This is a genomic window from Roseixanthobacter pseudopolyaromaticivorans (genome assembly GCF_043195145.2).
Classification (GTDB): Bacteria; Pseudomonadota; Alphaproteobacteria; order Rhizobiales; family Xanthobacteraceae; genus NCEH01.
The window spans coordinates 4,445,584-4,471,357 of record NZ_CM195539.1 but is presented as its reverse complement, the minus strand read 5'-3'; the positions used below and the strand labels follow the sequence as shown (position 1 = coordinate 4,471,357).

Below are 25,774 nucleotides of genomic sequence, written 5' to 3'. Positions count from 1 at the left end.
GTTCGGTCTCGTTCTGGCTGGTCATCCCGCCCGTGGGTACCTCAGTTCGGAGCACCGCCGCGCGCCACGCGCCTGCCCGCTACCGCCGCCGCTTACATGCACTTTGGCCCACTCCGCGCCTCCGGGAAATCCCTTAGGGAGCCCTACTTAAGGGTTCGATCCGAATTTATTGATCGAGAGCAAAGACCTAAGCCTCTACTCGACCTTTTGGAGGCCTGTTCGATGTCCGCCACCGCCGCTGCTATCGTCGCGAACCGCGCCTTTCCCGCCCCCTTGCCCGCCGCCATCCGGGAGGAAGAAGACGTGCTCAACCCCGCCGCCGCCGTGGCGCGCATGGGAACCGTCGTCAGTTTCGCCCGCAATGCCGAGATTTTCGGCGAGGATGAGCCCGCCGACCACGTGTTCGTGGTGCTCTCGGGCGTCGTGCGCATCTGCAAGCTGCTCGGCGACGGGCGGCGCCAGATCGAGACCTTCTGCCTGAAGGGCGATGCCTTCGGCTGGGAAACCGCCGAGCGCACCCGCTTTTCCGCCGAGGCGGTCAGCGAATGCCGTCTGGCCCGCGTGAAGCGGTCGCTGCTGTTCAGCCGGGCCACCGACGACAGCGTGCTCGCCCGCGCCATCTGGAACCTCACCTTCACCGAATTGCATCGCGCGCAGGATCATCTGCTGCTTCTCGGCCGCAAGACCGCACAGGAGCGCGTGGCGACCTTCCTTCTCGACCTTGCCCGCCGCTCCAGCCCGACCGATGTCAGCGAAGTGCACCTGCCCATGTCGCGCCAGGATATCGCAGACTATCTCGGGCTGACCATTGAGACCGTCTCGCGCACCCTGACCCAGCTTGAGGGTTCGGCGACCATCGCCCTGCCGTCCTCCCGCTGCATCGTGCTGCGCGACCGCAATGCGCTGCGCCGCCTCGACAGCTGAGGCGGGGGACTTTCGCTTCCGCCGGAAAGGTGTAAGTTCGGCGCCAAGCTTGAGCTTGAGTTCGCCATATTGCCCCGCCGCCGTCTCGGCGGGACGCCGTGCATCAAGCATCGCTTTCTTCCCCGGGCGCGTCCCGGCAATCTGAGCCGCCTCGGGCACCGGGCCTCGCCGGCCGGCTGTCCGCCAGCGCTGGCGGGATGGCCGGGACACGCACGGGGATGGGGCGCTTGCACCGAACAGGCGCACGCGGGCGTTCCCGCTCTGGGGCCGCTCCCCCTTCAGGGGCCTGCGCGCGCCCGGCAGGGCATCCTTCTGCGCCGTCCCGATCCGTGCATGCATGCGGCACCGAGGGTGCCCGCCGATGGCCAGGACGTGGCTCTTCATTACGATCCCGACCGAAGAAATGGCACGCCCACCTGATTTCCGGTGCACCCGTGCGAATGACGATCCACCTCGGCCCTCACACCGCCGCCGCATGCCGGCGCGGCGGCGCGGCGGCGTCCGCCTGCGGGGCGAGATAGGCGTCGAACACTGCGCACACCGTGCGGGTGAAGGCCCGCGCGGGCTCCGGCACACGCACGCAGGCGCCATCCCGCACCGCCAGGCCGTCGGCGATCAGGGGATCGAGCGCGGCAAGTTCACCCGCGAACATTCCGGCCTCTGCGCCATGGGCCGCGCACACGGCATCCAGATCCACCGCGAGATCGCACATCAGCCGCTCGATCACCGCCCGCCGCAGCCGGTCGTCTGCCGTGAGGGCGCGCCCACGCGCAATCGGCAGCTCTCCCCGGGCGATCGTCTGGTGCCATTGGGGGGTCGCCGGCAGGTTCTGCACATAGCCCTGGGGCAGGGCGCCGATGGCCGAGGGGCCGAACCCCAGCAGCACCGGGGCGTCGTCGGTGGTGTACCCTTGGAAATTGCGCTTCAAGGTGCCGGCTTCGGCGCGGCGCGCCATGGCATCGTCAGGGCGGGCAAAATGGTCGAGGCCGATGGATACATAGCCGGCTTCATTCAATAGGCGCGCGATTGTTTCCGCCTGTTCCAATCGTGCGGCGGGGCCGGGCAAGGCGGCTTCCGGGATCAGCGACTGGTGCTTCTTCATCCAGGGCACATGGGCATAGCCGAACACCGCGATGCGGCTCGGCTCAAGGGCCAGAGCATCACCGAGGGTGCGTGTGACGGAGGCGACGGTCTGGTGCGGCAGGCCATAGATCAGGTCGAGATTGATGGCGTTGATGCCGGACTTGCGTAGGGCATCAGCGACGGCGGCGGTTTCGGCGAAACTTTGCCGGCGACCGATCGCCTCCTGCACCCGCGGATCGAAATCCTGCACCCCGAGGCTTGCCCGGTTGATGCCGGCGGCGGCGAGCGTATCCACCTTGGACTGATCCATCACGCGCGGGTCGATCTCGATGGCGATCTCCGCATCGGGCCGGAGCGCGAAGCGCTCACGCAGCAGCGCCATGATGCGCAGGAGGTCGGGATTGCCAAGCATGGTCGGCGTGCCCCCGCCCCAATGCAGGTGCCCCACCTTCAGCCGGCCCGGCAGATGCGCGGTCACGAGCTCGATCTCCTCGATCAGCCGCGCCGCATAGGCGACCAGCGGCGTCATGCCCCGCGCCACCGTGGTGTGGCAACCGCAATAGAGGCATAGCTCCGCGCAGAACGGCACATGCAGGTAGAGCGAGGCCGGCGTCTCTGCCGGGATCGCGCCAAGCCACCCGGCATAGGTGGCGGCATCGACCTCGGGGCCGAAATGGGGGGCGGTGGGATAGGAGGTGTAGCGCGGCACCGGGCGGCCGGCGCGCGCGAGCAGGTCTGCATTCATGATGCAGGGATCGTGCGCGAAATGCCGGCAAATCGCTTTGATTCACCGCAAGAGCACCCGGCGTGCCGGTCGCGCCGAAGTGCCACCGGAAAACGTGTGCCGAAAAGCGCGGAAATCGCTCCGGACCGTACGGAGAAGGCGCGGAGAAAGGCTCCTCCGCGCGATTCGTCAGTGCTTGAAATGGCGCACGCCGGTGAACACCATGGCGAGGCCGGCGGCGTCGGCGGCGGCGATCACCTCGGCATCGCGCATCGAACCGCCCGGCTGGATGACCGCCGTGGCGCCCGCCTCGACGGCGGCTAACAGCCCGTCCGCAAAGGGGAAAAAGGCATCGGAGGCGACCACGGAGCCCTTGGTCAGCGGCACCGTCAGCCCGGCCGCCTCGGCGGCGTCCTGGGCCTTGCGGGCGGCGATGCGGGCGGAATCCACCCGGCTCATCTGGCCGGCGCCGATGCCCACCGTCGCGAGGTCCTTGGCATAGATAATCGTGTTTGATTTCACATGCTTAGCCACGCGGAAAGCGAACCGCATGTCGGTCAGCTCGGCCTCGGTCGGCTCCCGGCGGGTGACCACCTTGAGGTCCAAATCGTCGATGGAGGCATTGTCCCGGCTCTGCACCAGCAGCCCCCCGGCGACGGTGCGCACATTGAGGCCGGGGCTGCGCGGATCAGGCAGGCCACCGGTCAGCAGCAGGCGCAAATTCTTCTTTGCGGCTATGAGGTTAATCGCTTCGTCGGTGGCGTCGGGAGCGACAATCACCTCGGTGAAGATCTCCACCATCGCCCGCGCCGCCTCGGCATCCAGGGTCCGGTTCACGGCGATGATGCCGCCGAACGCCGAGACCGGATCGCACGCCAGCGCCTTGGCATAGGCCTGCGCCAGCGAGCTTCCCTCGGCCACCCCGCAGGGGTTGGCATGCTTGACGATCACCACCGCGGCGGTACGGGCGGGGTGGAACTCCGCGACACACTCGAAGGCCGCGTCCGTGTCGTTAATATTGTTGAACGACAATTGCTTACCCTGCACCTGCCGGGCGGTGGCAACGCCCGGGCGCTGCTCGGAGGTGGCGTAGAAGGCCGCGCTCTGGTGCGGATTTTCGCCATAGCGCAGGGCCTCGATCAGCTTGCCGCCGACCGCGCGATAGGTGGGCGCCTCGGCCTTCACCTGGACCGCGAACCAGTTGGAAATGGCCGCATCATATGCGGCGGTGCGAGCATAAGCAGTCTGCGCCAGCTTCCGGCGCAGGGCGAGGGTGGTGCCGCCATGCAGCTCGATTTCCGCCAGCACGGCGGAATAGTCGGAAACATCGACCACCACCGCCACGTCATTGTGGTTCTTGGCTGCGCCGCGGATCAGGGCCGGGCCGCCGATGTCAATGTTCTCAATGGTTTCATCGAAGTCGGCGCCGCGCGCGACCGTGGCTTCGAAGGGGTAGAGATTGACCACCACAAGATCGATGGGGGGAATGCCGTGCTCGGCCATGGAGGCCTGATGGCCGGGATCGGTGCGGATCGCCAGGATGCCGCCATGAACGCGCGGATGCAGGGTCTTCACCCGCCCGTCCATCATCTCCGGGTAGCCGGTCAGCTCCGCCACATCCATCACGGCAAGACCCGCGTCCGCCAGGGCCTTGGCGGTGCCGCCCGTGGAGACCAGTTGCACCCCGGTCTTCACCAGCGCGGTGGCGAAGGGGATCAGGCCCGCTTTGTCGGACACCGAGATCAAGGCACGGGTGACGGGGCGCACGTCGGCGGGCATGGGGCAACTCCGGATCTGAATTGCGCTCGCCCTATCACGGAGTGGCGGTCGCCGTCACCGGGTGCGGGCGGAAGAGCTGCCCCCCACAGGAAGCGGGGGTTGGCGCTCGCGCGTGCGCACCAGGGTCCACAGCACGCGTCCGGTCTCGGCCAGAGATCCGGAAATCACCAGCTGGACCGTGCGGCGCGGGCCGTCCGGGGCCGCGAGATAAATGCTCTCTTCCAGCAGAACGCTTTGATTGGGCGCGAGAAAGGCCCAGGCTTCGCCACCGGGGAGGGCGAGCAGCACGGTGCTCGGATCGTCAAGCCGCTCCACCGTCACACTCGGGTGCAGGTGGAAGCGGATGGCGAAGGGCGTGGCGGGCAAGGTGGCCGGCGCGCCTTCCGCCGGCTTGAACAGATCCTCGCCATCGAGCCGCGCCCCCTCGCTCGCAAGGCGGAACGAACGCTGGTGGATAATGCCGAAGCTCGCGGCGTAGCCATCATGGCTTGCGCGCAGCATGAGGGCATCCTCCCGCTTGCCCCGTTGCACCGGCACCGCCGTGGGACCCGAGACGATGGGGAAGCCCACCAGCCTTCCGAGCCATTTCCATTGCAGGAACCGAGCGGAAGATGTGTCGCCGATCACAGCGGTGCAATGGGCGGCGGTGGCGCGCGCCACTTGCCACCAGGTCTCGCGGTTCATCGCGGTCATCCCGCAATTGACGAAGATGCGATTGCGCCCGCTGGAGAATTCAAACGCGAGGCAGCTCGCGTGCGCCTCCCAGCCGGCGGCCAGCGGCGGGGCGATACCAGTATCGGCAATCAGCACGCTGCCCTTGGCGTCGAGCCGCTGGAAACCGGAATGGGGCGCATTGGCGACCGGCGCGCCGCGCGCATCGTCATAAGCGAGAATGGTCGCCAGCTGGTCGGCGGCGGTGTGGCCCATGCCGTGGAAATGGGCGAAGGCACCGTCTCCATGCCGGAAGAAGCGCAGCATGGGCATCATGCGGTCGATGGCGTTCATCAGCGCCTGCGGGGCCGGCTGGTTGCGCGCGGCGAAGGCATGGCGCAGGGGCAGCAGGTCCAGCAGCAAAGCGATGAGGCTGTCGGGATTGCGCGTGATGATGCCGCCGTCCGGCAGGATCTGCCGGTCCAGCTCTTCTTCCAGGCGCCGCTGGGAGACCTTGAGCAGCCGGCTCTGGTCCGACATGCACAGGCCGGCGAACACCAGGGCGATCGCGGAGATGAGGCGCGGATAGCCATCCGGCGCGGCGATCGCGCTGCGCCGCAGATGGCGCACCTGCCGGGCGAGGCTGCGCATGAAGCGCCGATAGAATTCGTGGTCCGCATCCTGAAGGATGAACGGCGCCTGGGTGAGCCAGGAGATGATGCGGCGGGCCGTCACTTCCGGCTCGGCGGCGATGGCGCGGGCTTCACCGGGATTGCGAATCCAATCCCCGACGATGGCGCGGGCATTGGCGCGGGCGATGGTGGTGCTGGCCGCCCGCAGATGGCGCAGCCAGCCGAAGCCGTGCAGCGTCTGCGCCCATTCGTGCGAGGGCGGCTCCAGCTCGAACGGTGTGCGCCCGTCCAGCAGGGCGATCTTGCCGGCGAAGGCGAATCGCCCGGCATAAATCTCGCTGGCGCGGGTGGCGTCGCCCGTGCGCAGGTCTTGCGGCGCTATGAGCAGGCGCTCGGGCACCGGAATGCTGACGCGGCCGATGGACAGCGGCAGGCCGGGCAGGCGCGCAAGGAACATGCGCCAGCCCTGCCCCGCGACGAAGGCCGCGAGGCGCATGCGTTCTGCCAGGGCTCCGCGGGTCATGCCTGGTGACTACCCCCGACGGCGCGTGCCGCCTTTCACTATCCGTGCGGCAAAGAAGCCGTCGAGGCCGGACCGTTCCGGCTCTCCCCGCACCCAATCACTGGGCAGAGTGCGCAAATCACCTTGAGGAGTGATGAACGCGGCGATGCCCGGCACATCTTCTGGTGTCAGCGGGACTCTTTCCGCGTCGGGACGGGTGGAAAGCAGGCGGGCGATCTGCGCTTCGCCTTCCTCCGGCTCCAGCGAGCAGGTGGAATAGACCAGCACGCCGCCGGGTTTGAGCAGGTCGAGCGCGTGGTCCAGCAGCCGGCCTTGAAGCTCGGCGAGGCCGGCGATATCTCCCGGCCTCTTGTTCCAGGCGATATCCGGGTGACGGCGCAGGGTGCCGGTGGCGGTGCAGGGCGCATCGAGCAGGATCGCGTCATAGGGGCCGCCGGAAAATTCCGCCGCATCCGCCTCGACGACGTCGGCCGAAAGCTTCAGGCGCGCCAGATTCTCCGACAGGCGCATCAGGCGCTGGCCGGAGCGGTCGAGCGCGGTCACGCGGGCGCCTGCCGCGACGAGCTGGGCGGTCTTGCCGCCGGGCGCGGCGCAGAGGTCCAGGACATTCAGGCCCTTCACATCGCCAAGCAGCCGGGCGGGGAGGGCGGCTGCGGCGTCCTGCACCCACCATTCGCCATCCTCATAGCCGGGCAGGGCGCGCACCGGGCCGGCATGGAGAATGCGCACGGAGCCGGTGGGCAGCACCTCGCCGCCGAGTTTCTGCGCCCAGCCTTCGGGATCGGATTTCACCGTCAGATCAAGGGCCGGCTCGTGCGCGTGCATGGCGCAGATCGCGGCGGCGCGTTCGACGCCATAGGTCTTCGTCCAGCGCTGGCGCAGCCAATCGGGCGTGTCGGCCGCGAGGGCGTCAATCGCCGCGAGGCGCTCGGCGCCCTCTCGCGTCAGGCGGCGCAGAACCGCATTGATGAGGCCCGCGAAGCCCGAGGTGGTGCCGTCGCCGCGTGCGATCTCCACCGAGAGGCCGACTGCCGCGTGATCGGGTACGTCCATGAACAGGATCTGCGCCGCGCCCACCAGAAGCACGGTTTCGACCTTGGGCGCGGATTTCGGAAACCCGCGGTCCAGCATGGGGCCGACCACCGCGCGCAAGGTGCCGAGGCGGCGCAGGGCGGTGGCGACGATGCGGAAGGCGAGCGCCCGGTCGCGCGGTTCCAGGCCGGCGGCATTGTCGAGCGCGTCTTCCAGTGCGGTGCCGCCGCGCAGCACCCGGTCCAGGGCGTCGGCCGCGACCAGACGGGCGCGCAGGCCGGCAGCTTCCGGCGGGCGCCGCTCGGGCGAGCGGGGGGCGGTTCGGGTGGCGGATCTCGGGCGGGACGGGGTTTTCATTGCGCGCACCTAGAACCATGCGGCGCGCTTGGCAACCGTTCCAATGGTTTCCGTACCTTTCGAAGCGTCAATTCTGCCTGAATCGGGTGTTTCGACCCCGCCCCGTCACCCCCAGGGCCCGCGACGCTGCGCGCCGCCCCAGGGCCCACGCGGTGTGCCGCCAGCGGGCGCAGCGGCGGGTGCGCTCGCGAAGCTGCGGGAGCCCATCTCCTGCGCCAGCTGCCGCAGGGCGGCGATGCGGTTCTCGGTGGCCGGGTGGGTGGAGAACAGATTGTCCATCCGCTCGCCTGAGAGGGGATTGATGATGAACATATGGGCGGTGGCGGGGTGGCCCTCGGCCTCGTAGTTCGGAATCTGATGCGCGGCGCCGGAAATCTTGGCGAGCGCAGCGGCGAGCGCCATGGGATGGCCGCAGATTTCCGCGCCGGTGCGGTCCGCCACATATTCGCGCGAACGCGAAATGGCCATCTGCACCACCATGGCGGCGATCGGAGCCAGGATCGCCATGAGAATGGTGCCGACCATGCCGAAGGGCGAATTGTTCTCCCGGTTTCCGCCGCCGAAGAACAGCCCGAAATTCGCCAGCATGGAGATGGCGCCGGCGAACGTGGCGGTAATCGTCATGGTCAGCGTGTCGTGATGCTTCACGTGCGCCAGCTCGTGCGCCATCACGCCGGCGACTTCCTCGCGGGTGAGCATCTGCAACAGGCCGGTGGTGGCGGCGACCGCGGCATTCTGCGGATTGCGCCCGGTGGCGAAGGCGTTCGGCTGGGGATTGTCCATGATATAGACCTTGGGCATGGGCAATTGCGCCCGCGCCGCCAGCTCGCGCACCATGGACACCAGTTCCGGCGCGGTGCGATCGTCCACTTCCCGCGCGCCGTACATGCGCAGGACCATCTTGTCCGAATTCCAATAGCTGAACACGTTCATGGCGGCTGCCACCAGGAACGCGATGAACATGCCGCTGGTGCCCCCGAGGGCGAAGCCGACGGCCATGAACAGAGCGGTCAGGCCCGCCAGCAGGATCGCCGTCTTCAGATAATTCATTCTCTCCTCCGCGAGGCGACCCAGCCGCCTCTTCAACTCGTCCATAGGATGGGAATGGCCGCCATCTCCCGCAAGGTCATCAGGCTTAAGGGGAGAACAAAAGCATATCGGACGGCGGCAGCGATTCGGCCCCGGTTCGTTCGCTTCGCGTTCCGATCTGCCGCATGGGACCATCCCGATTTGGGACCCGCCCTTTTCGTTTGCCGCGCCACACCTTATCTTAGGGCCATATAAGCGGCTCTGCCGCGCCCCTTTCCCGCAAGGATGCGACCGATGTTTATCCAGACGGAGCCGACGCCCAATCCGGCGACGCTGAAGTTCCTGCCGGGCCGCGATGTGCTCGGCGAGGGCACGCTCGATCTGAAGACCTCCGACGAGGCCGGCCGGTCTCCGCTCGCCCAGCGCCTGTTCGACGTGGACGGCGTGGGCGGCGTGTTCCTCGGCTCGGATTTCATCACCGTGACCAAGACCGGCGGGGATTGGGCGCATCTGAAGCCCGCGATCCTCGGCGCCATCATGGAGCATTTCATGTCCGGCGTGCCGGTGCTCGCCGATGGCGCGGCGGCGGACGGCGACGATGCGGACGAATTCTTCGCCGAGGCGGATACGGACACGGTCGCGACCATCAAGGAGTTGATCGAGACGCGGGTGCGCCCGGCGGTGGCCAATGACGGCGGTGACATCACCTTCCGCGGCTTCAAGGAAGGCGTCGTGTTCCTGAACATGAAGGGCTCGTGCTCGGGTTGCCCGTCTTCCACCGCGACGCTGAAGAACGGCATCGAGAACCTGCTGCGCCACTTCGTGCCCGAAGTGGTCGAGGTGCGCCCGGTCTGAACTGTGCCCCGCTAATTTGCGGCGCGGACGGGGATTTGCCACTATCCCCTTCCGTCAGATGCGTTTTCGATGGATTGTGAGCGCGGGATTCGGGCGTCCACAATCATCATGCTAGTTCTTGCCATAGATACCGCACTGACCGCCTGCTCGGTGGCCGTGCTGGACGCGGAAAGCGACACCATTGTCGCGGGCGATTCGCTGCTTATGGAGCGCGGCCACGCCGAAGCGCTTATTCCCATCGTCGAACAGGTGATGGCGGACGCCGGTCTGGATTTTCCGAACCTCGACCGCATCGCCGTCACCGTGGGGCCTGGCAGCTTCACCGGTTTGCGGGTGGGGCTTTCGGCCGCGCGAGGGTTCGGGCTGACGGCGCGCCGCCCGGTGGTCGGTGTCACCACATTGGCGGCGCTCGCGGCGCCGTTCCTCGCCATGGACGACAGCCTTCCCGTGGTAAGCGCCATCGATGCCCGCCACGGCCATGTGTTCCTGCAGATGTTCGGTGCGGGCGGGCGCACCTTGATCGCGCCACGTATCATGGCGGCGAAGGATGCGGCCCGCTCCGCCGCGATCGGCGCCATCCGCCTCGTCGGCTCGGGTGCAGCATTGGTGGCGGAGACCTGGCCGCCTGGCGAGACGGCGCCGTTCAGCGTCGATGTGCAGCCGGCGCCCGATGTCGCCTGGGTGGCGCGGCTCGGCGCCGTGGCGGACCCGGCGCGGGCCGAGCCGCGCCCGCTGTATCTGCGCGCGCCCGACGCGAAGCCCCAGGACGGGGCGCGGATCGCACGCCGGTGAACCTGTTGGGCCTGTTCTCGCGGCGAACTCGGCCGCCTTATATCCGCGCCGCCGAAGCACGGGATAGCGAGCATCTTGCCCGCATCCATGCCGCCTCCTTCCATCGCGGATGGGGTGTGGACGAGTTCGAGCGGCTGCTCAGCGAGCGCGCGGCACGCGGACACCTGCTGTGCGCCGCCCCGAAAACGCCCCCGGTCGGCTTCGTCCTGTCCCACGTGGTGGCGCCGGAAGCGGAGATTCTCTCGGTCGCCATGCTGCCGTCCGCGCGGGGCAAGGGATATGGCGCGCTGCTGCTGGACCACCACTTGCGGCGGCTGGTCTGCGAGGGGGTCACGGTCTCCCACCTGGAGGTGGAGGAAAGCAACCAGCCCGCGTTGCGACTTTATCGTGCCCTCGGCTATGTGGAGCAGGGCCGCCGCAAGGGCTATTATGCCGGTGGGACGGATGCCTTGGTGATGCGCCGGGATCTGTGACCCAGGGTTGCAGGGGCGATCTCCGCCTTGCGGGGGCGGTCGCGGGCGGCGATAAGAGCGGCGATTTGAGTGAGGATTGGCTCTTGAGCGACACCATCAGTGCCATCGAGCACGCTTGCTCCGCCAAGGGCATGCGCATGACCGATCAACGCAGGGTGATCGCGCGCGTGCTGACGGCGGCGGAGGATCATCCCGACGTTGAGGAATTATATCGCCGCGCCAGCGCCATCGACGACAACATTTCCATTTCGACCGTCTATCGCACGGTCAAGATGTTCGAGGATGCCGGCATCATAGAGCGTCACGAGTTCGGCGACGGTCGCGCCCGCTACGAGCCGGTGCCCGAGGAACATCACGACCACCTCATCGATTTGCGCAGCGGCAAGGTGATCGAGTTCCGCTCCGAGGAGATCGAGCGGCTGCAGGAAGAGATCGCCCGTCGGCTCGGCTATCGCCTCGTCGGACATCGCCTGGAACTGCATGTTCTGCCGCTGGACGAGGAGCCGTCGTGACCGCTTCCAAGGATGACGGAAATATCTTCGATGAGCTGGCCGGCGGCCGCGCGAAGCGCCCGCGCAAGCAGCGCTCGTTCTTTGGGCATTCGGCAGAACCCATGCAGCGCTCCAGCTTCGATGCGGAGCCGATGCCGGATCTTGGGCCGGATCAGCCGCGCCTCGGCCGCTTCTTCGATACCGTGCGTGTGGGCGTGATCCTGACGCTGGTCGGTCTGGTCACGGCGATCGGCATTCCGCTCCAACGGCTTTCGCTGAAGCTGCATCTGCCCAGCCGACGCTCGATTCCCCTGCTTTATCATCGCATTGTCCTGTTCCTGATCGGCGTGCGCTGCCACGTGAGGGGCGCCCCCGCTGCGGGTCGTCCCCTGCTGCTGCTGTCAAACCACGCCTCCTGGCTCGACATCTGCGTTCTGGGTTCGCTGACGCCGCTGGTCTTCGTCGCCAAGAGCGAGGTTTCGCGCTGGCCCCTGATCGGCCTGCTGGCGGCCTTCCAGCGCACCATCTTCGTCGATCGCCAGCGCCGCCATGCCACCGGAAAAGTGAATTCTGCCATCGCCGCGCGCCTTTCGGAGGGCGATCCCGTGGTGCTGTTCGCGGAGGGCACATCGAGTGATGGCAACCGGATCCTGCCGTTTCGCTCGGCGCTGGTGGGCGCGGTGCGCGAGACCTTTGAGGCCAATGGGAAGGTGCTGGTTCAGCCCGTGTGCGTGGCCTATGTGAAGATTCAGGGCATTCCTATGGGCCGGTCGCACCGGGGCGTCGCCGCTTGGTTCGGCGACATGGACCTCGCGCCCCATCTGCTGGAAGTGCTGCGGCAAGGGGCCATCGACGTGGAGATCACGTTCGGTGAACCTGAGGATCTCGACGGCGCTGCGGATCGCAAGGCCGTGACCAGGGCGAGCGAAGAGGCCGTGCGCCGGCTCAGCGAGACGAGTTTGATGGGCCGTGCACCTGCGGTCTGAGTTCCCAAAACGCCAATTTGCCGGTAAGACGAACGTTCCAGGTTTTCAATCGGGGGCGGACTGCGCAGGCGTCACGGGAGCGTCGCGCCCATGCGCGATGGTGGAGTTGGCAGAACGCGAAACATGCACGAACCCCGCAAGCTTTATGTGAAGTCCTTCGGATGCCAGATGAACGTCTACGATTCCAATCGTATGGCCGACACGCTGGCGAACGAGGGCTATGTGGAGACGAACGATCCGGCCGATGCCGATCTCGTCATCCTGAACACCTGCCATATCCGCGAGAAGGCGGCTGAAAAGGTCTATTCCGAGCTGGGGCGCCTGCGCAAAGCCAAGGCCGAGGATGGTCGCGATACGCTGATCGCCGTCGCCGGCTGCGTCGCCCAGGCGGAAGGCGCCGAGATCATGCGCCGCTCGCCGGTGGTGGATCTCGTGGTGGGACCGCAGAGCTATCACCGCCTGCCCGAGCTGCTGGCGCAAGTGAAGGCCGGCGCGCGGGCGGTGGACACCGAATTCCCTGTCGAGGACAAGTTCGACCACCTTCCCGCGCCGAGCGATGCCGCCACCCGCAAGCGCGGGCCGACCGCCTTCCTCACGGTGCAGGAAGGCTGCGACAAGTTCTGCACCTTCTGCGTGGTCCCCTATACCCGCGGCGCCGAGGTCTCCCGGCCGGTGGCGAAGATCCTGGCGGAGGCGCAGCGCCTCGCCGACCAGGGCGTGCGCGAGCTGACGCTGATTGGCCAGAATGTGAACGCCTTCCACGGCCCCGGCCCGGATGGCGCCGTATGGACGCTGGCGCGCCTCGTCTATGCGCTGGCCGAGATTCCGGGCATCGCGCGGCTGCGCTACACCACCAGCCATCCGCGCGACATGGGAGAGGATCTCATCGCCGCCCATCGCGACCTGCCCGCGCTGATGCCCTATCTGCACTTGCCGGTGCAATCGGGCTCGGATCGGGTGCTGGCGGCCATGAACCGCAAGCACGGCAAGGACGTGTTCCTCGATATCGTCGCCCGCATGCGCGCCGCGCGGCCCGACATGGCGCTCTCGACGGACTTCATCGTCGGTTTTCCCGGCGAGACCGATGCGGAGTTCGAGGAAACCATGGACCTGGTGCGCGACGTTGGCTTCGCCGGGGCCTATTCGTTCAAATACAGCCCGCGTCCCGGCACGCCCGCCTCCGATCTGGAGGGCCAGGTGCCGGAAGAGGTGAAGACCGAGCGCCTCGCCCGCCTTCAGAAGGCGCTGGAAGCCTCTAAGCGCGCCTTTGATCGCTCGTGCCTCGGCCGCACCCTGGATGTGCTGCTGGAAAAGCCGGGGCGCCAGGAAGGCCAGTTCATCGGCCGCTCGCCTTATCTCCAGTCGGTGGTGGTGAGCAACCCGCCGGCCGGCATCGGCGATTTCGTCACCGTCACAATCACGGACGTGGGGCCGAACAGCCTCGCGGGCCGCGTCATTGCTGTTCCCTCGCCCGCGCACGCATCCGCGTTCGCTGCCATGGAGGCTTGAGCATTGCGAAGATCAGGCGCCGATAAAGACCGTCCTTCTCCTTCGGCGCAGGCCCCCGCGCGGGCAGCCATCAGCGATCCCTGGGCCATCAATGGCGAAGATACCCCCGCCCAGGTGGTACTCGCCTTCGATGATAACCGCTTGGCGACGCTGCTGTTCGGCCATTACGGGCGCAACCTCGCGCTGATCGAGCGCAAGCTCGGCGTGAAGGCGGATTCGCGCGGAAATCATGTCAGCCTGGAGGGCGGGCGCGAGGGCTGCGAGCAGGCGCGCAAGGTGCTGGAGCATCTCTACGAAACCCTCAAGCGCGGCCGCGACATCAGCGTCGGCGATGTGGAGGGCGCCATCCGCGAGGCGGTGGCTCAAGGCTCGCTGTTCGATTTCGACCCCGCCGAGGGCCAGGCGTTCGACGAGATCCAGCTGCGGCGCCGCCCGGTGCGGGCGCGCACGGCCGCGCAGGATGCCTATATCCGCGCCCTGAAGCGCAACACGCTGAACTTCGGCACCGGCCCGGCCGGCACCGGCAAGACCTGGATCGCCGTCGCTTACGCCGTCCACCTGCTGGAGCGGCGCATGGTGGATCGCATCATCCTCTCGCGGCCGGCGGTGGAGGCGGGTGAGCGGCTCGGCTTCCTGCCCGGCGACATGAAGGAGAAGGTCGATCCCTATCTGCGCCCGATCTATGACGCGCTCTACGACCTGATGGACCGCGCCTTCGTCGAGCGGGCCTTGCAGACCGGCGAAATCGAGATTGCGCCGCTCGCCTTCATGCGCGGGCGAACGCTCTCCAACGCGGCCGTGATCTTGGACGAGGCGCAGAACGCCACCTCCATGCAGATGAAGATGTTTCTCACCCGATTGGGCGAGAACTCGCGCATGATCGTGACCGGCGACGCCAGCCAGACCGATCTGCCCATGGGCCAGACCTCGGGCCTCGCCGAGGCGGTGCGGTTGCTGGAGGGGATCGAGAGCGTCGGCATTACCCAGTTCAAGGCCGCCGATGTGGTGCGTCACGAATTGGTGGGCCGCATCGTCGGCGCCTACGAGGCCCATGAGGCGGCGCGCATCGCCGCCAAGGCGGGCTGAGATGGCGCGCGCCGCATCGATCGCACCTGCGCCGGCGCCGGACCGGTTCGCCGTCGACGTGCTGGTCGAGGATCAGCGCTGGGATGGCGTACCGGACGCACCGGTGCTGGCCGAGCGGGCCGCCCAGGCGGCGCTTGCCGCCTGCGGGGATGCGTTCGAGCGTGCGGCTGAGATGAGCGTGACCCTGACCGACGATGCGCGCATCCGCGTGCTCAACCGGCAATGGCGCGACAAGGACAAGGCGACCAACGTTTTGTCCTTCCCCGCCGCCGAAGTGCCGGAAGATGTCACGCCGGAGCCATTGGGCGATGTCATCGTGGCGCTGGAGACGGTGCTCGTGGAGGCGCAGGCGGAAGACAAGCGCCCGCAGGATCATCTGGTGCATCTCGTCGTGCACGGCACGTTGCATCTGCTCGGCTTCGACCATGAGGACGACGCCGAGGCGGAAGAGATGGAAGAAATGGAGCGTGGCATCCTGGAGGGGCTCGGCATCTCCGACCCCTATGCGTTGCCCGCGGAAACTTGAGGCCGACCCCAAAGGGAGACCATGTCCAACATCGACCAGTCGAGCGACCCCGCCTCAGCGGAGCCGCAGAGTTTCATCGATCGATTGCGTGCCCTCCTCGGGACGTTCCGGCCCCATGGCTCCTTGCGCACCGACCTCGTCGAGGTGCTTGAGGAGGCAGGCGGAAGCTCCGGGGAGGTGAGCGAATTTTCGCCATCCGAGCGCAAGATGCTGCGCAATATCCTCCATCTGAAGGAGGTCGGGATCGGCGATATCATGGTTCCGCGGTCCGAGATCGTGGCGATCCAGAAGGACGTGTCGCTCGGCGAATTGATGGTGGCCTTCGCCAACGCCGCCCATTCCCGCCTCGTCGTGTTCGATGACGATCTGGACGACCCGGTCGGCATGGTCCACATCCGAGACCTTCTCTCCTTCATGACGGGTCCGCTGCCGGACGGCGCGGAAGACCATCCTGCCGACAAGGAAATCGACCTTTCGAAGGTCGATCTGCGCCAATCGCTGACCGACGCCGGCCTCGTCCGGCGGCTGCTTTATGTCCCGCCGTCCATGCCGGCGGTGGATCTGCTGGTGTCCATGCAGGCGGCGCGCACCCACCTCGCGCTGGTGATCGATGAATATGGCGGTACCGATGGACTGGTCTCGATCGAGGATGTGGTCGAGGAGATTGTCGGCGAGATCGAGGACGAGCATGACGACGAAGCCGCGCTGATTCAGCGCCAGGCCGACGGCAGCTTCGTCACGGATGCACGCACCCCGCTCGAGGATGTGCTCAACGTGCTGGGGGAGGACTTCGCCCCCGCCGACGTTGCAGATGAAGTGGACACCCTCGGTGGCCTCATCGTCACTCTCGCCGCGCGGGTGCCGTCCGTGGGCGAGATCATTTCCCTGCCCGGCGGCCACAGCGTCGAAGTGCTCGATGCCGACCCGCGCCGGGTGAAGATGCTGCGTATCATTCCGCCCGCGCACGAGGGGAACAACGTGGCAGAGGCTTCGGACGGCGAGCAGGCGTGACGCGCCTTGCCCTGACGCTCGACCACCTCGCCCGGAGGGTGAGCGCGCTTGAGGGGTGGCGCCGCCTTGCCGTGGCCTTTGCTGCCGGCGCGCTTGCCGCGCTCTCCACGGCGCCATTCGGCCTGTGGCCGGTGCTCGCGGTGAGCTTTCCCGTACTGGTGCTGCTGCTGGACGGAACACGGCGCGGCACGCGACGTCCCTGGCGCGTCTCGGCGGCCATCGGCTGGTGGTTCGGCTTCGGCTATTTCCTGTGCTCGCTATGGTGGATCGGTGCGGCCTTCCTGGTAGACGCCGATGTGTTCGCCTGGCTTTTGCCGGTAGCGGTGGTGTGCCTGCCAGCGGGCCTCGCCCTGTTTCCCGCCCTCGGTCTTCTTGCCGCGCGCCTCCTGTGGTCGCGCGGCCCGGCTCGCCTGTGCGCCCTTTCCGCCGGCCTCGGTGGCGCCGAATGGCTGCGCGGCCATGTGCTGACCGGCTTTCCCTGGAACACCTTCGGCTATGCCCTGGCGGAGAACCTCGCCCTGGCGCAGAGCGCGGCGCTCATCGGCATCGGCGGGCTGACATTTGTCACCATCCTCCTGCTCTCGGCGCCCGTGCTGGCATTTTCCGCAGCGATACGCCCGCGCCACCTGGCCTTTCTCGCTGTGGCGGTGATCGCGCTGGGTGCGATGTATGCCGGCGGCAGCCTGAGGCTTGCCCGCACCCACGTCGGCTCGGTGCCCGGCGTCAACCTGCGGGTGATGCAGCCGGCCCTGCAACAAGATGAGAAGTTCGCTTACGGTAGGCGCGAGGCGATCCTGGACGATTACCTGGCGTTGAGCGCCCAAACGAGCGCGAGATACCCCGGCGGTCTGACGGACGTCAGCTTGTTGATCTGGCCAGAATCCGCCTTTCCCTTCCTTTACGAGCGCGAACCCTGGGCGGCCCGTCGAATCGCCGAGAGCTTGCCGCGCAATCTGGTCCTGGTCACCGGCGCTGCGCGGTACGGCGCCCCGCCCGAGGGGCAGATCTCGCCCTATTTCAATTCCATCCGGGTAATCGCGGCGAACGGCACCGTTTTGCAGAGCGTCGACAAGGTTCACCTCGTCCCGTTCGGCGAGTACCTGCCGTTCCAAGCGTTTCTGGAGCGCATGGGGCTGGAGCAACTGACCCGGGTGAGGGGAGGCTTTTCGGCCGGGGACTCGCTGCGGGCGCTGAATATTCCCGGGGCGCCCCTGGCCGGCCCGCTGATCTGCTACGAGGCGATCTTTCCAGGCGCGGTCATTCCGCAAGGTCCACGCCCTGGTTTCCTGCTCAACGTGACGAATGATGCCTGGTTCGGTGAGACGCCCGGCCCCCACCAGCACTTTTTGCAGGCGCGTATTCGCGCGATCGAGGAAGGCTTGCCCCTGGTGAGGGCGGCAAATACGGGCATTTCGGCAATTATCGACCCACTGGGACGGATTGTCGCATATTTGGGATTGGACATTCGTGGCGTGGTGGATGGATACCTGCCTCAAGCCTTGGAGAATCCGCCACCCGCTGCGCGCGCCGGTAGTTCCATCGTCCTATCCATATTTCTTCTGATTCTTATACCCGCCGTCCTCAGTGTCGAAGGCTTGCGGATCCTGCAAGCTGCACGCAAAAGTTGATCGACGCGCCAACCATGTATGCGTATCTTCGCGCCGTCAGGGCAGCCTTCGCTATGCGAAGTGTGACACATTTCCGATCCAGCCGGAGAGAACATGGCCAAGAAGGCGCCAAATCCTATTGATAAATACGTAGGTAGCCGTGTGCGTATGCGACGCATGATGGTTGGGATGAGTCAGGAGAAGCTTGGTGAGAGCCTCGGCATCACCTTCCAGCAGATCCAGAAGTACGAAAAAGGCACGAATCGGATCGGCGCAAGCCGATTGCAGCAGATTTCCCTCGTACTCAGCGTGCCCGTCGCCTTCTTCTTCGAGGGCGCCCCATCCCTAGCCACCGACTCCGAAGGTTTCGGAGAAGCGCACTCGCCTGCCTATGTCTCGGATTTCCTCGCGACATCCGACGGCCTCGTCCTGACCCGCAATTTCATGCGCATCACCGACGCCAAGATCCGCCGTCGAATCGTGGAACTGGTGACCGCGATCGCTGGCGAGGAGGAGGCCGCGGAGCGGCCGGTCTGATCGTGCCAGATCTGCGAGCCGGTCTTGACCGGCTCGCGGGCCTTTGACACAAGGACCGCGAGCTCCGTCGGTGGGCGAGAGGAAGCAAATGTCGCGTCAATCCTATTTGTTCACCAGTGAGTCCGTGTCCGAAGGCCACCCCGACAAGGTGTGCGACCGCATCTCGGACGAGGTCGTCGATACCTTCTTCCGCGTGTCGGAAGAGCAGGGCTTCGATCCCTCCCAGGTGCGCGTGGCGGCTGAGACGCTTGCCACCACCAACAAGGTCGTGATCGCCGGCGAGACCCGCGGCCCCTCGACCATCACCAAGGACCTGATCGCGCACAAGGCCCGCCTTGCCATCAAGGACATCGGCTACGAGCAGGACGGCTTCCATTGGGAGAAGGCCGATATCGAAGTGGTGCTGCATGCGCAGTCCGCCGACATCGCCCAGGGCGTCGACATCGACGGCAACAAGGACGAGGGCGCGGGCGACCAGGGCATCATGTTCGGCTATGCCGTGCGCGAGACCCCCGAGCTGATGCCGGCTCCCATCTTCTATGCCCACAAGATCCTGAAGACGCTCTCGGAAGCGCGCCGCTCCGGCGAGACCCGCGCCCTCGGCCCGGACGCCAAGAGCCAGGTGACCGTGCAGTATGAGAACGGCAAGCCGGTCGGCGTGACGCAGATCGTGCTCTCCACCCAGCATCTGGACGAGCACCTCACCTCCCACGACGTGCGCTCGCTGGTCGAGCCCTACATCACCAAGGCCTTGCCGGAAGGGTGGATTTCGCCCGAGACGGTGTGGCACGTGAACCCCACCGGCAAGTTCGTGATCGGCGGACCCGATGGCGATTGCGGCCTCACCGGGCGCAAGATCATCGTGGACACCTACGGCGGAGCGGCGCCCCATGGCGGCGGTGCCTTCTCCGGCAAGGATCCGACCAAGGTGGACCGCTCGGCCGCCTATGCCGCGCGCTATCTGGCCAAGAACGTGGTTGCCGCCGGCTTGGCCGATCGCGCGACCATCCAGCTCGCCTATGCCATCGGCGTGTCGGACCCGCTGGCGGTCTATGTGGACCTGCACGGCACCGGCCAGGTGGAAGAAGCCAAGCTGGAGAAGATCTTGCGCGAGGTGGTGAACCTGCGTCCGCGCGGCATTCGCGAGCATCTCGGGCTCAACAAGCCGATCTATGCCCGCACCTCCGCCTATGGCCATTTCGGCCGGGCGCCGGATGCCGATGGCGGCTTCTCCTGGGAGCGGACGGACCTTGTGGATGCGCTGAAGTCCGCGCTCTGAGGTTTCACGTGAAACATTTTCGGTCGGCAGGCGGGGCGCTTTTCCCGCCTGCCGAACGCGTTTTTTCGGCACGTTTCGGCATGATCTCCGTCGGGTTTCTGGCCTTTTCTGCGTGAATTCGGCCGAATCTTTTTCCCGAACTTCGGCGCGGGGGTAAAATCCTGCCGCACCACCGCCGGTTTCAGAACGAAGACCATGATTGCCGATTATGACGAGAAGGGCGCCTTCTACGGGAGGCGGGTGGGCAAGCCGCTGCGGCCCAACCAGGCGGCGGCCCTGCGCGATGTTCTTCCGCGCTATCTGATCGACCTCGATACCATCGCCCCCGATATGTGCCTGCGCGATCTGTTCGCGGGCGCGGTGGATGAGGTGCGGCTGGAGATCGGCTTCGGCGGCGGCGAGCATCTGCTGGCCCGGGCGGCCGAGGCGCCGCGCACCGGCTTCATCGGCGTGGAGCCCTTTCTCAACGGCATGGTGAAGGCGGTGACGGTGCTGGAGGCGGCGCCGCGCGCCAATGTGCGCCTGTTCGATCGCGACGCGGCGCTGCTGCTGGCGCGCGTGGGGGAAGGATCACTCGCCGGCGCGAGCCTGCTTTATCCCGACCCCTGGCCCAAGCGCCGCCACTGGAAGCGCCGCTTCGTGCGCGCCGACAATCTGGACCTTCTGGCCCGCGCGCTCCCGCCGGGCGGCACCTTCCGCTTCGCCAGCGACGTGCCGGATTATGTGGACTGGACCCTGCGCGAGATCCGCGCCCACGGCGCCTTCACCTGGCCCGCCCGCACGGCGGACGATTGGCGCAAGCCCTACACCGGCTGGCCCGGCACCCGCTACGAGGCCAAGGCGCTTAGGGAAGGGCGCGTGCCGACGTATCTGGAGTTTGTGCGGGGGTAGGGGGGCTTTTGCGCTCGCTTATGTGCATTGACCTGCAACCGGGAGCGCATAAATTGTGTTCACGAATGTGCTCACATTCGCGCTGAGACCCAGGTGCCGTGATGACCGAGCATGATCTCAAGGAATTTCTCGACGCGATGAAGCGCGTGCGGGCGGAGCATGCCACCACCCCCAAGAAGGCGCGCAAATTCCTGATGAAGGAAGGCGTGGTCGATAAAGACGGCGAGCTGACGGGTCATTATGCCCGCAAGAACCGGCTCCGCCGCAAGAGCGCCGCCTGAGTGCATCGGCTGAATACCTCTTTTGTGCTGGGGTATCACGGCTGCGAACAAGCTGTCGCGGATCAGCTTCTTGCGGGTAATCCCTTTACGCCCAGCACGAATGCTTATGACTGGCTCGGACACGGCATTTATTTCTGGGAATCCAATCCCCAGCGCGGGCTGGAATTCGCCCGCGAGCGGCCGGGCCGCGCCTCCGCCGCGAGCGCGCCAGCCGTGGTGGGTGCTGTGATCGACCTCGGCTATTGCCTGGATCTTCAGTCTTCGACGGGCATCGCGGCCATTTCCGCCGCCTACGGGGATTATCTCGACTATTCGGAGCGCTCGGGCAGCAAGGTGCCGCAGAACAGAGGCGGCGAGGATTCGCTGATGCGGGACCTGGATTGCGCCGTTCTCAACCATCTTCATGCCGTGCGCGCGGCAGGCAAGCTTGAGCCCTTCGATACGGTGCGGGCGGTGTTTCTGGAGGGCAAGCCGCTCTATCCCAAATCCGGCTTTCGCGAGAAAACCCACATCCAGCTTTGCGTGCGAAATCCTAGCTGCATCAAAGGAGTTTTCCGGGTGGGAGTGGCTTGGGCTTAAGGGCAAGGGTGCGACCGCTGGCTTGCGCAATCTACACTTCCGGCGCCTTCACGTGGACCGCTCGCGCAGCGGACGATTGCGGAAGTCCTATGAAGACTGGCGGGCATAGGCTACGAGCCAAAAGCGCTTAGGGTCGGAGGGGCGCCGACCTACCTCGGTTTGCTTTGGGCGAATCTCTTTATTTTTGCACGCTATTACGAGGGCGGTAATGCACCTCCCTACCGCATCGCGATCACGATCATGATTTTACTGGATGGACGGATATAGGGATATGATACAAACTTATTCCCTTAGAGCTCTGTCCGGAAATTAAAAGATGGCGCGGCCTCGCATTTTTGTAAGTTCTACTTATTATGATCTGAAGCATATTCGGTCATCTCTTGAGCTTTTCGTCGAATCTCTGGGTTATGAGCCAGTTTTATCAGAAAGGGGCGACGTTACTTATCATCCGGATGTTGCATTGGATATTTCCTGCTATAGGGAGGCATCTTCAGCCGATATATTTGTTTTGATCATTGGAGGAAGATATGGATCTGAAATCAGTACGCCTGACTCGCAACGAGCAGATGTCCGTATTGGATATTATGAAAGTGTTACAAAAAAAGAATATGAGAGTGCGTGTAATTCCGACGTCCCAATTTTTATTCTGATTGAAAATTCAGTTTATACTGAATATCAGACATACTTAAAAAATAAAGAACACGAAAATATCTCATATGCCCACGTGGAGTCGATAAATGTATTTAAATTAATAGAGACTATTGTCTCAAGACCTCGCAATAATCCAATATTTTCTTTTGAAAGATCGTCGCAGATCGAGACGTGGTTGCGGGAGCAATGGGCTGGGCTATTTAGAGAAATGTTAAAAGCAAGGGCTCAGCAAAAGCAAATTGCGGCGCTGTCTGAACAGGTTTCTGATCTCAGATTAACAAATGAAACTTTAAAAAACTATCTAGAAGCCCTGATAAAAAAGGTGGATCCGGAGGAGTCTGGCCAGCTTTTCGCGAAAGAGACTGCCAGGTTTGAAGAAAATAAGCAAAATATTTTGCTAAAATCGAATAATTGGTTTTCATTCTTGCGCACTACATTCGACATCAATGAGCTTGATGCGGAGTCAATAATACGAAACTCAAATACCACAGATAATATAATTATCAATATTAAAAAATATTGCAAAAATAAAGAGGATCTAGATAAAAAAATATCTATCGTTGAAGACTTACTTCTTACCTCACTCGGTGCAAAGAGTGACTTTGATGATGCCCGGCGCGCTCTGGGGCTTCCGGCATTATTCGCAGACGTAGCCAAGCCAAAGTAGCGGCCCATTCACGATTCGCGAATCCGATGAATTGAAATGGTCTCTCTGGAGTCGATCCCCCATCCCCCGCCCTTGCATCCCCCGCCGTTCCGTCTATATTAGCGCTGTCCCCCAGTGGGGATACCTCAGAGCCATCGTCGTCGAAGGTGATGAGAGTGGGCCCCCGCCGGGACCCGCTCGATTTTCGTTTACGCGATCGTCCGCGGGGCGCACAAGGCGCCGCACGGTTGCGGTTTCGAAACGCTTCGATCTCGTCCGCGTCGCCGCCGCCTTAAGGTTGGCCGGTGCGGGGTGAAGGCGGCGAAAAGGCCAAGGTTCGGCGCCCACGCGCCGCACGACAAGGAAGGCGCAGATGCGCCGGTAAAAATTCGGCGCATCCGCGCCACAGGAAAAGAAAGACGTCCCGGAGGGACATGACCGATACGCAAGCGACCCACGGTGTGGACACCGCAGACCTGAACGAGCCCCGCCTCATCATCGAGACGGGTGTGGCCGCGCGCGTCGCCGGCATCGTCGGTCCCGTGCTCGCCGGCCTCGGCATGCGGCTGGTGCGCGTCAAGCACACGGCCCGCGACGGCGGCACGCTGCAGATCATGGCCGAGCGGCCCGACGGCTCCATGACCATCGACGATTGCGAGCTGGTCTCCCGCGCCATCTCCCCCGTGCTTGATGTGGAAGACCCCATCGCCAGCGCCTATCGCCTGGAAATCTCCTCCCCCGGCATCGACCGGCCTTTGGTGCGCCTCACCGATTTCGACCGCTGGTCGGGCCATGAGGTGAAGGTGGAAATGGCCGTGCCGCTGGACGGCCGAAAGCGCTTCCGCGGCATCCTGCTCGGCACCGAGGGCGGCCTGGCCCTGGTGCGCCGCCCCGATGCGCCCGCCGGCGAAGATCCGGTCTCGCGCCTGCCGGTCGCCGATATCGGCGATGCCCGCCTGATCCTCACGGAAGACCTCATCACCGAGGCGCTGCGCCGGGCGAAAGCCGCCGGCCGCGCGATGGAGGATGCGGACGAGGAATTGGCCGACGGCGCGCTCGACGATCTCGCCGCCGAAGCCGCCGAGGCTTCCGCCCCCGCCAAGGCGGCCAAACCCTTGCAGCCGCGCAAGCTCGCGAAGCCCAAGGCCGACAAGTCCCAATCGAAGCCGTCCGCCCGCAAGGCGAAGGGCGGCAATGCCAAAGCGAAGGAGACGCACTGATGGTTGCCGTCAGCGCAAACCGGCTCGAGCTTCTGCAGATCGCCGAAGCGGTCGCCCGCGAGAAGACGATCGATCGCAGCATCGTCATCGCCGCCATGGAAGATGCCATCGCCAAGGCCGCGCGCTCGCGCTACGGCCAGGAGACGGACATCCACGCCGACATCAATCCCAAGACCGGCGAATTGCGGCTCGCCCGCCATCTGCTGGTGGTGGACGAGGTGGAGAATTTCGCCACCGAGATCACGCTGGATGGCGCGCGCCGGCACAATCCCGCCGCCCAGGTCGGCGACACCATCGCCGATACGCTGCCCCCGTTCGATTTCGGCCGCATCGCCGCGCAGAGCGCCAAGCAGGTGATCGTGCAGAAGGTGCGCGAGGCCGAGCGCGATCGCCAGTATGACGAATACAAGGACCGCATCGGCGAGGTCTCCAACGGCCTCGTGAAGCGGGTGGAATACGGCAATGTGGTGGTCGATCTCGGCCGCGGCGAAGCCATCCTGCGCCGCGACGAACTGCTGCCGCGCGAAGTGGTGAAGACCGGCGACCGCGTGCGCGCCTATATCTACGACGTGCGGCGTGAGCCGCGCGGGCCGCAGATATTCCTCTCGCGCACCCATCCGCAGTTCATGGCGAAGCTGTTCGCCCAGGAAGTGCCGGAAATCTACGACGGCATCGTCGAGATCAAGGCGGTCGCCCGCGACCCCGGCTCGCGCGCCAAGATCGCGGTGATCTCGCGCGACCAGTCGGTGGACCCGGTCGGCGCCTGCGTCGGCATGCGCGGCTCGCGCGTGCAGGCGGTGGTGAACGAGCTGCAGGGCGAGAAGATCGACATCATCCCCTGGAACCCGGATATCGCCACCTTCATCGTCAATGCGCTCGCCCCGGCCGAAGTGGTCAAGGTGGTGCTGGACGAGGAGCGCGAGCGCATCGAAGTGGTGGTGCCCGACGCCCAGCTCTCGCTCGCCATCGGCCGGCGCGGACAGAATGTGCGCCTCGCTTCCCAGCTGACCGGCTGGGACATCGACATCATGACCGAGGCGGAAGAGAGCGAGCGGCGCCAGAAGGAATTCGCCGAGCGCACCACCATGTTCGCCGAGGCCCTGGACCTCGACGAGATGATGGGTCAATTGCTCGCGTCTGAAGGCTTCGCGAGCGTCGAGGAAATCGCCTATGTGCCGATTTCCGAACTCGCCTCCATCGAGGGCTTCGACGAGGAGACCGCCGGCGAATTGCAGGCGCGCGCTCTGAAGCATCTCGCGGACGTGGAAGAGGCGCTCGACAATGAGCGCAAGGAACTGGGCGTGGAAGACGCCCTCGCGACCGTGCCCGGCGTCACCTCCAAGATGCTGGTGGCGTTCGGCAAGCACGACATCAAGACCGTGGAAGACCTGGCCGGCTGCGCCACCGACGATCTGACCGGCTGGTCCGAGCGCAAGGACGGCGAGACCACCCGCTTCCCCGGCGCGCTCGACGGCTTCGAAGTGAGCCGCGAGGACGCGGAACACATCATCATGCAGGCCCGTGTCGTGGCCGGCTGGATTTCGCAGGACGATCTCGACACCCCCGCCGATGGCGCGGATGACGAGGACCCGTCCGACGAAGCCCAGACCTGAGAGAAGT

At 65.5% G+C, this 25,774-nt stretch carries 24 protein-coding genes; 19 read left to right on the top strand and 5 right to left on the bottom strand.

Annotated features, from left to right (window positions below):
• The first annotated feature begins 222 nt into the window (after positions 1–222).
• Positions 223–924, top strand: a complete 702-nt coding sequence (locus tag V5F68_RS20845) for a helix-turn-helix domain-containing protein (RefSeq protein ID WP_394015480.1) — start codon at positions 223–225, stop codon at positions 922–924.
• A gap of 460 nt (positions 925–1,384) precedes the next feature.
• Here V5F68_RS20845 and hemN read toward each other — a convergent pair whose 3' ends face one another.
• The 5 genes from hemN to htpX form a co-directional block, all read right to left on the bottom strand.
• Positions 1,385–2,752, bottom strand: coding sequence for an oxygen-independent coproporphyrinogen III oxidase (hemN, locus tag V5F68_RS20840; protein ID WP_394015481.1), 1,368 nt, complete (start codon positions 2,750–2,752; stop codon positions 1,385–1,387).
• A gap of 168 nt (positions 2,753–2,920) precedes the next feature.
• Positions 2,921–4,510 carry a bifunctional phosphoribosylaminoimidazolecarboxamide formyltransferase/IMP cyclohydrolase gene (gene purH / locus V5F68_RS20835; protein WP_394015482.1) on the bottom strand — a complete coding sequence of 530 codons (1,590 nt, stop codon included), beginning with the start codon at positions 4,508–4,510 and terminating at the stop codon, positions 2,921–2,923.
• Positions 4,511–4,564: 54 nt separating this feature from the next.
• The gene (locus V5F68_RS20830; protein ID WP_394015483.1) at positions 4,565–6,316 is read right to left on the bottom strand and encodes a heparinase II/III family protein; all 1,752 of its coding nucleotides are present in this window, start codon (positions 6,314–6,316) and stop codon (positions 4,565–4,567) included.
• Between the two features lie 9 nt (positions 6,317–6,325).
• Positions 6,326–7,705: a 16S rRNA (cytosine(967)-C(5))-methyltransferase RsmB gene (rsmB, locus tag V5F68_RS20825; protein WP_394015484.1), complete on the bottom strand. Its 1,380-nt coding sequence runs from the start codon at positions 7,703–7,705 to the stop codon at positions 6,326–6,328.
• A 105-nt stretch (positions 7,706–7,810) separates the two neighbouring features.
• Positions 7,811–8,755 carry a zinc metalloprotease HtpX gene (gene htpX, locus V5F68_RS20820; protein WP_394015485.1) on the bottom strand — a complete coding sequence of 315 codons (945 nt, stop codon included), beginning with the start codon at positions 8,753–8,755 and terminating at the stop codon, positions 7,811–7,813.
• Positions 8,756–9,028: 273 nt separating this feature from the next.
• On the opposite strand from htpX, the gene V5F68_RS20815 reads away from it, so the two are divergent.
• From V5F68_RS20815 to nusA, 18 genes are all read left to right on the top strand, one after another.
• On the top strand, positions 9,029–9,589 hold the full coding sequence (locus V5F68_RS20815) for a NifU family protein (protein ID WP_394015486.1): 561 nt from the start codon (positions 9,029–9,031) through the stop codon (positions 9,587–9,589).
• Positions 9,590–9,697: 108 nt separating this feature from the next.
• Entirely contained in the window at positions 9,698–10,381 is a 684-nt protein-coding gene (tsaB, locus tag V5F68_RS20810) for a tRNA (adenosine(37)-N6)-threonylcarbamoyltransferase complex dimerization subunit type 1 TsaB (protein WP_394015487.1), read from the top strand.
• A complete protein-coding gene (locus tag V5F68_RS20805) occupies positions 10,378–10,854 on the top strand; it encodes a GNAT family N-acetyltransferase (RefSeq protein ID WP_394015488.1) in 477 nt (158 codons plus the stop codon). The genes tsaB and V5F68_RS20805 overlap by 4 nt, the downstream gene beginning before the upstream one ends.
• Before the next feature lie 131 nt (positions 10,855–10,985).
• Positions 10,986–11,366 carry a Fur family transcriptional regulator gene (locus V5F68_RS20800; protein ID WP_348845949.1) on the top strand — a complete coding sequence of 127 codons (381 nt, stop codon included), beginning with the start codon at positions 10,986–10,988 and terminating at the stop codon, positions 11,364–11,366.
• Positions 11,363–12,331 (top strand): lyso-ornithine lipid O-acyltransferase, encoded by a 969-nt coding sequence (gene olsA, locus V5F68_RS20795; RefSeq protein WP_394015489.1) that lies wholly within the window; start codon positions 11,363–11,365, stop codon positions 12,329–12,331. Before V5F68_RS20800 ends, olsA begins: the two co-directional genes overlap by 4 nt.
• A gap of 123 nt (positions 12,332–12,454) precedes the next feature.
• Entirely contained in the window at positions 12,455–13,840 is a 1,386-nt protein-coding gene (gene miaB, locus V5F68_RS20790) for a tRNA (N6-isopentenyl adenosine(37)-C2)-methylthiotransferase MiaB (RefSeq protein ID WP_394015490.1), read from the top strand.
• Between the two features lie 69 nt (positions 13,841–13,909).
• The gene (locus tag V5F68_RS20785) at positions 13,910–14,926 is read left to right on the top strand and encodes a PhoH family protein (RefSeq protein ID WP_348845950.1); all 1,017 of its coding nucleotides are present in this window, start codon (positions 13,910–13,912) and stop codon (positions 14,924–14,926) included.
• Between the two features lies 1 nt (position 14,927).
• A complete protein-coding gene (ybeY, locus tag V5F68_RS20780) occupies positions 14,928–15,452 on the top strand; it encodes an rRNA maturation RNase YbeY (RefSeq protein ID WP_394015491.1) in 525 nt (174 codons plus the stop codon).
• 21 nt (positions 15,453–15,473) lie between these two features.
• Positions 15,474–16,463, top strand: a complete 990-nt coding sequence (locus V5F68_RS20775) for a hemolysin family protein (RefSeq protein WP_394015492.1) — start codon at positions 15,474–15,476, stop codon at positions 16,461–16,463.
• Between the two features lie 131 nt (positions 16,464–16,594).
• On the top strand, positions 16,595–18,091 hold the full coding sequence (gene lnt, locus V5F68_RS20770; protein ID WP_394015493.1) for an apolipoprotein N-acyltransferase: 1,497 nt from the start codon (positions 16,595–16,597) through the stop codon (positions 18,089–18,091).
• Positions 18,092–18,184: 93 nt separating this feature from the next.
• The gene (locus V5F68_RS20765) at positions 18,185–18,607 is read left to right on the top strand and encodes a helix-turn-helix domain-containing protein (RefSeq protein WP_348845825.1); all 423 of its coding nucleotides are present in this window, start codon (positions 18,185–18,187) and stop codon (positions 18,605–18,607) included.
• Between the two features lie 88 nt (positions 18,608–18,695).
• Positions 18,696–19,886, top strand: a complete 1,191-nt coding sequence (metK, locus tag V5F68_RS20760) for a methionine adenosyltransferase (protein ID WP_394015494.1) — start codon at positions 18,696–18,698, stop codon at positions 19,884–19,886.
• 195 nt (positions 19,887–20,081) lie between these two features.
• A complete protein-coding gene (gene trmB / locus V5F68_RS20755; protein ID WP_394015495.1) occupies positions 20,082–20,777 on the top strand; it encodes a tRNA (guanine(46)-N(7))-methyltransferase TrmB in 696 nt (231 codons plus the stop codon).
• Positions 20,778–20,878: 101 nt separating this feature from the next.
• Positions 20,879–21,058 carry a hypothetical protein gene (locus V5F68_RS20750; RefSeq protein ID WP_348845828.1) on the top strand — a complete coding sequence of 60 codons (180 nt, stop codon included), beginning with the start codon at positions 20,879–20,881 and terminating at the stop codon, positions 21,056–21,058.
• Positions 21,059–21,637 carry a hypothetical protein gene (locus V5F68_RS20745; RefSeq protein WP_394015496.1) on the top strand — a complete coding sequence of 193 codons (579 nt, stop codon included), beginning with the start codon at positions 21,059–21,061 and terminating at the stop codon, positions 21,635–21,637. It begins immediately after the preceding gene.
• Positions 21,638–21,953: 316 nt separating this feature from the next.
• On the top strand, positions 21,954–22,955 hold the full coding sequence (locus V5F68_RS20740) for a DUF4062 domain-containing protein (RefSeq protein ID WP_394015497.1): 1,002 nt from the start codon (positions 21,954–21,956) through the stop codon (positions 22,953–22,955).
• A 413-nt stretch (positions 22,956–23,368) separates the two neighbouring features.
• Positions 23,369–24,154 (top strand): ribosome maturation factor RimP, encoded by a 786-nt coding sequence (gene rimP, locus V5F68_RS20735; protein ID WP_394015498.1) that lies wholly within the window; start codon positions 23,369–23,371, stop codon positions 24,152–24,154.
• A complete protein-coding gene (nusA, locus tag V5F68_RS20730) occupies positions 24,154–25,767 on the top strand; it encodes a transcription termination factor NusA (RefSeq protein ID WP_394015499.1) in 1,614 nt (537 codons plus the stop codon). Before rimP ends, nusA begins: the two co-directional genes overlap by 1 nt.
• Positions 25,768–25,774: the final 7 nt, after the last annotated feature.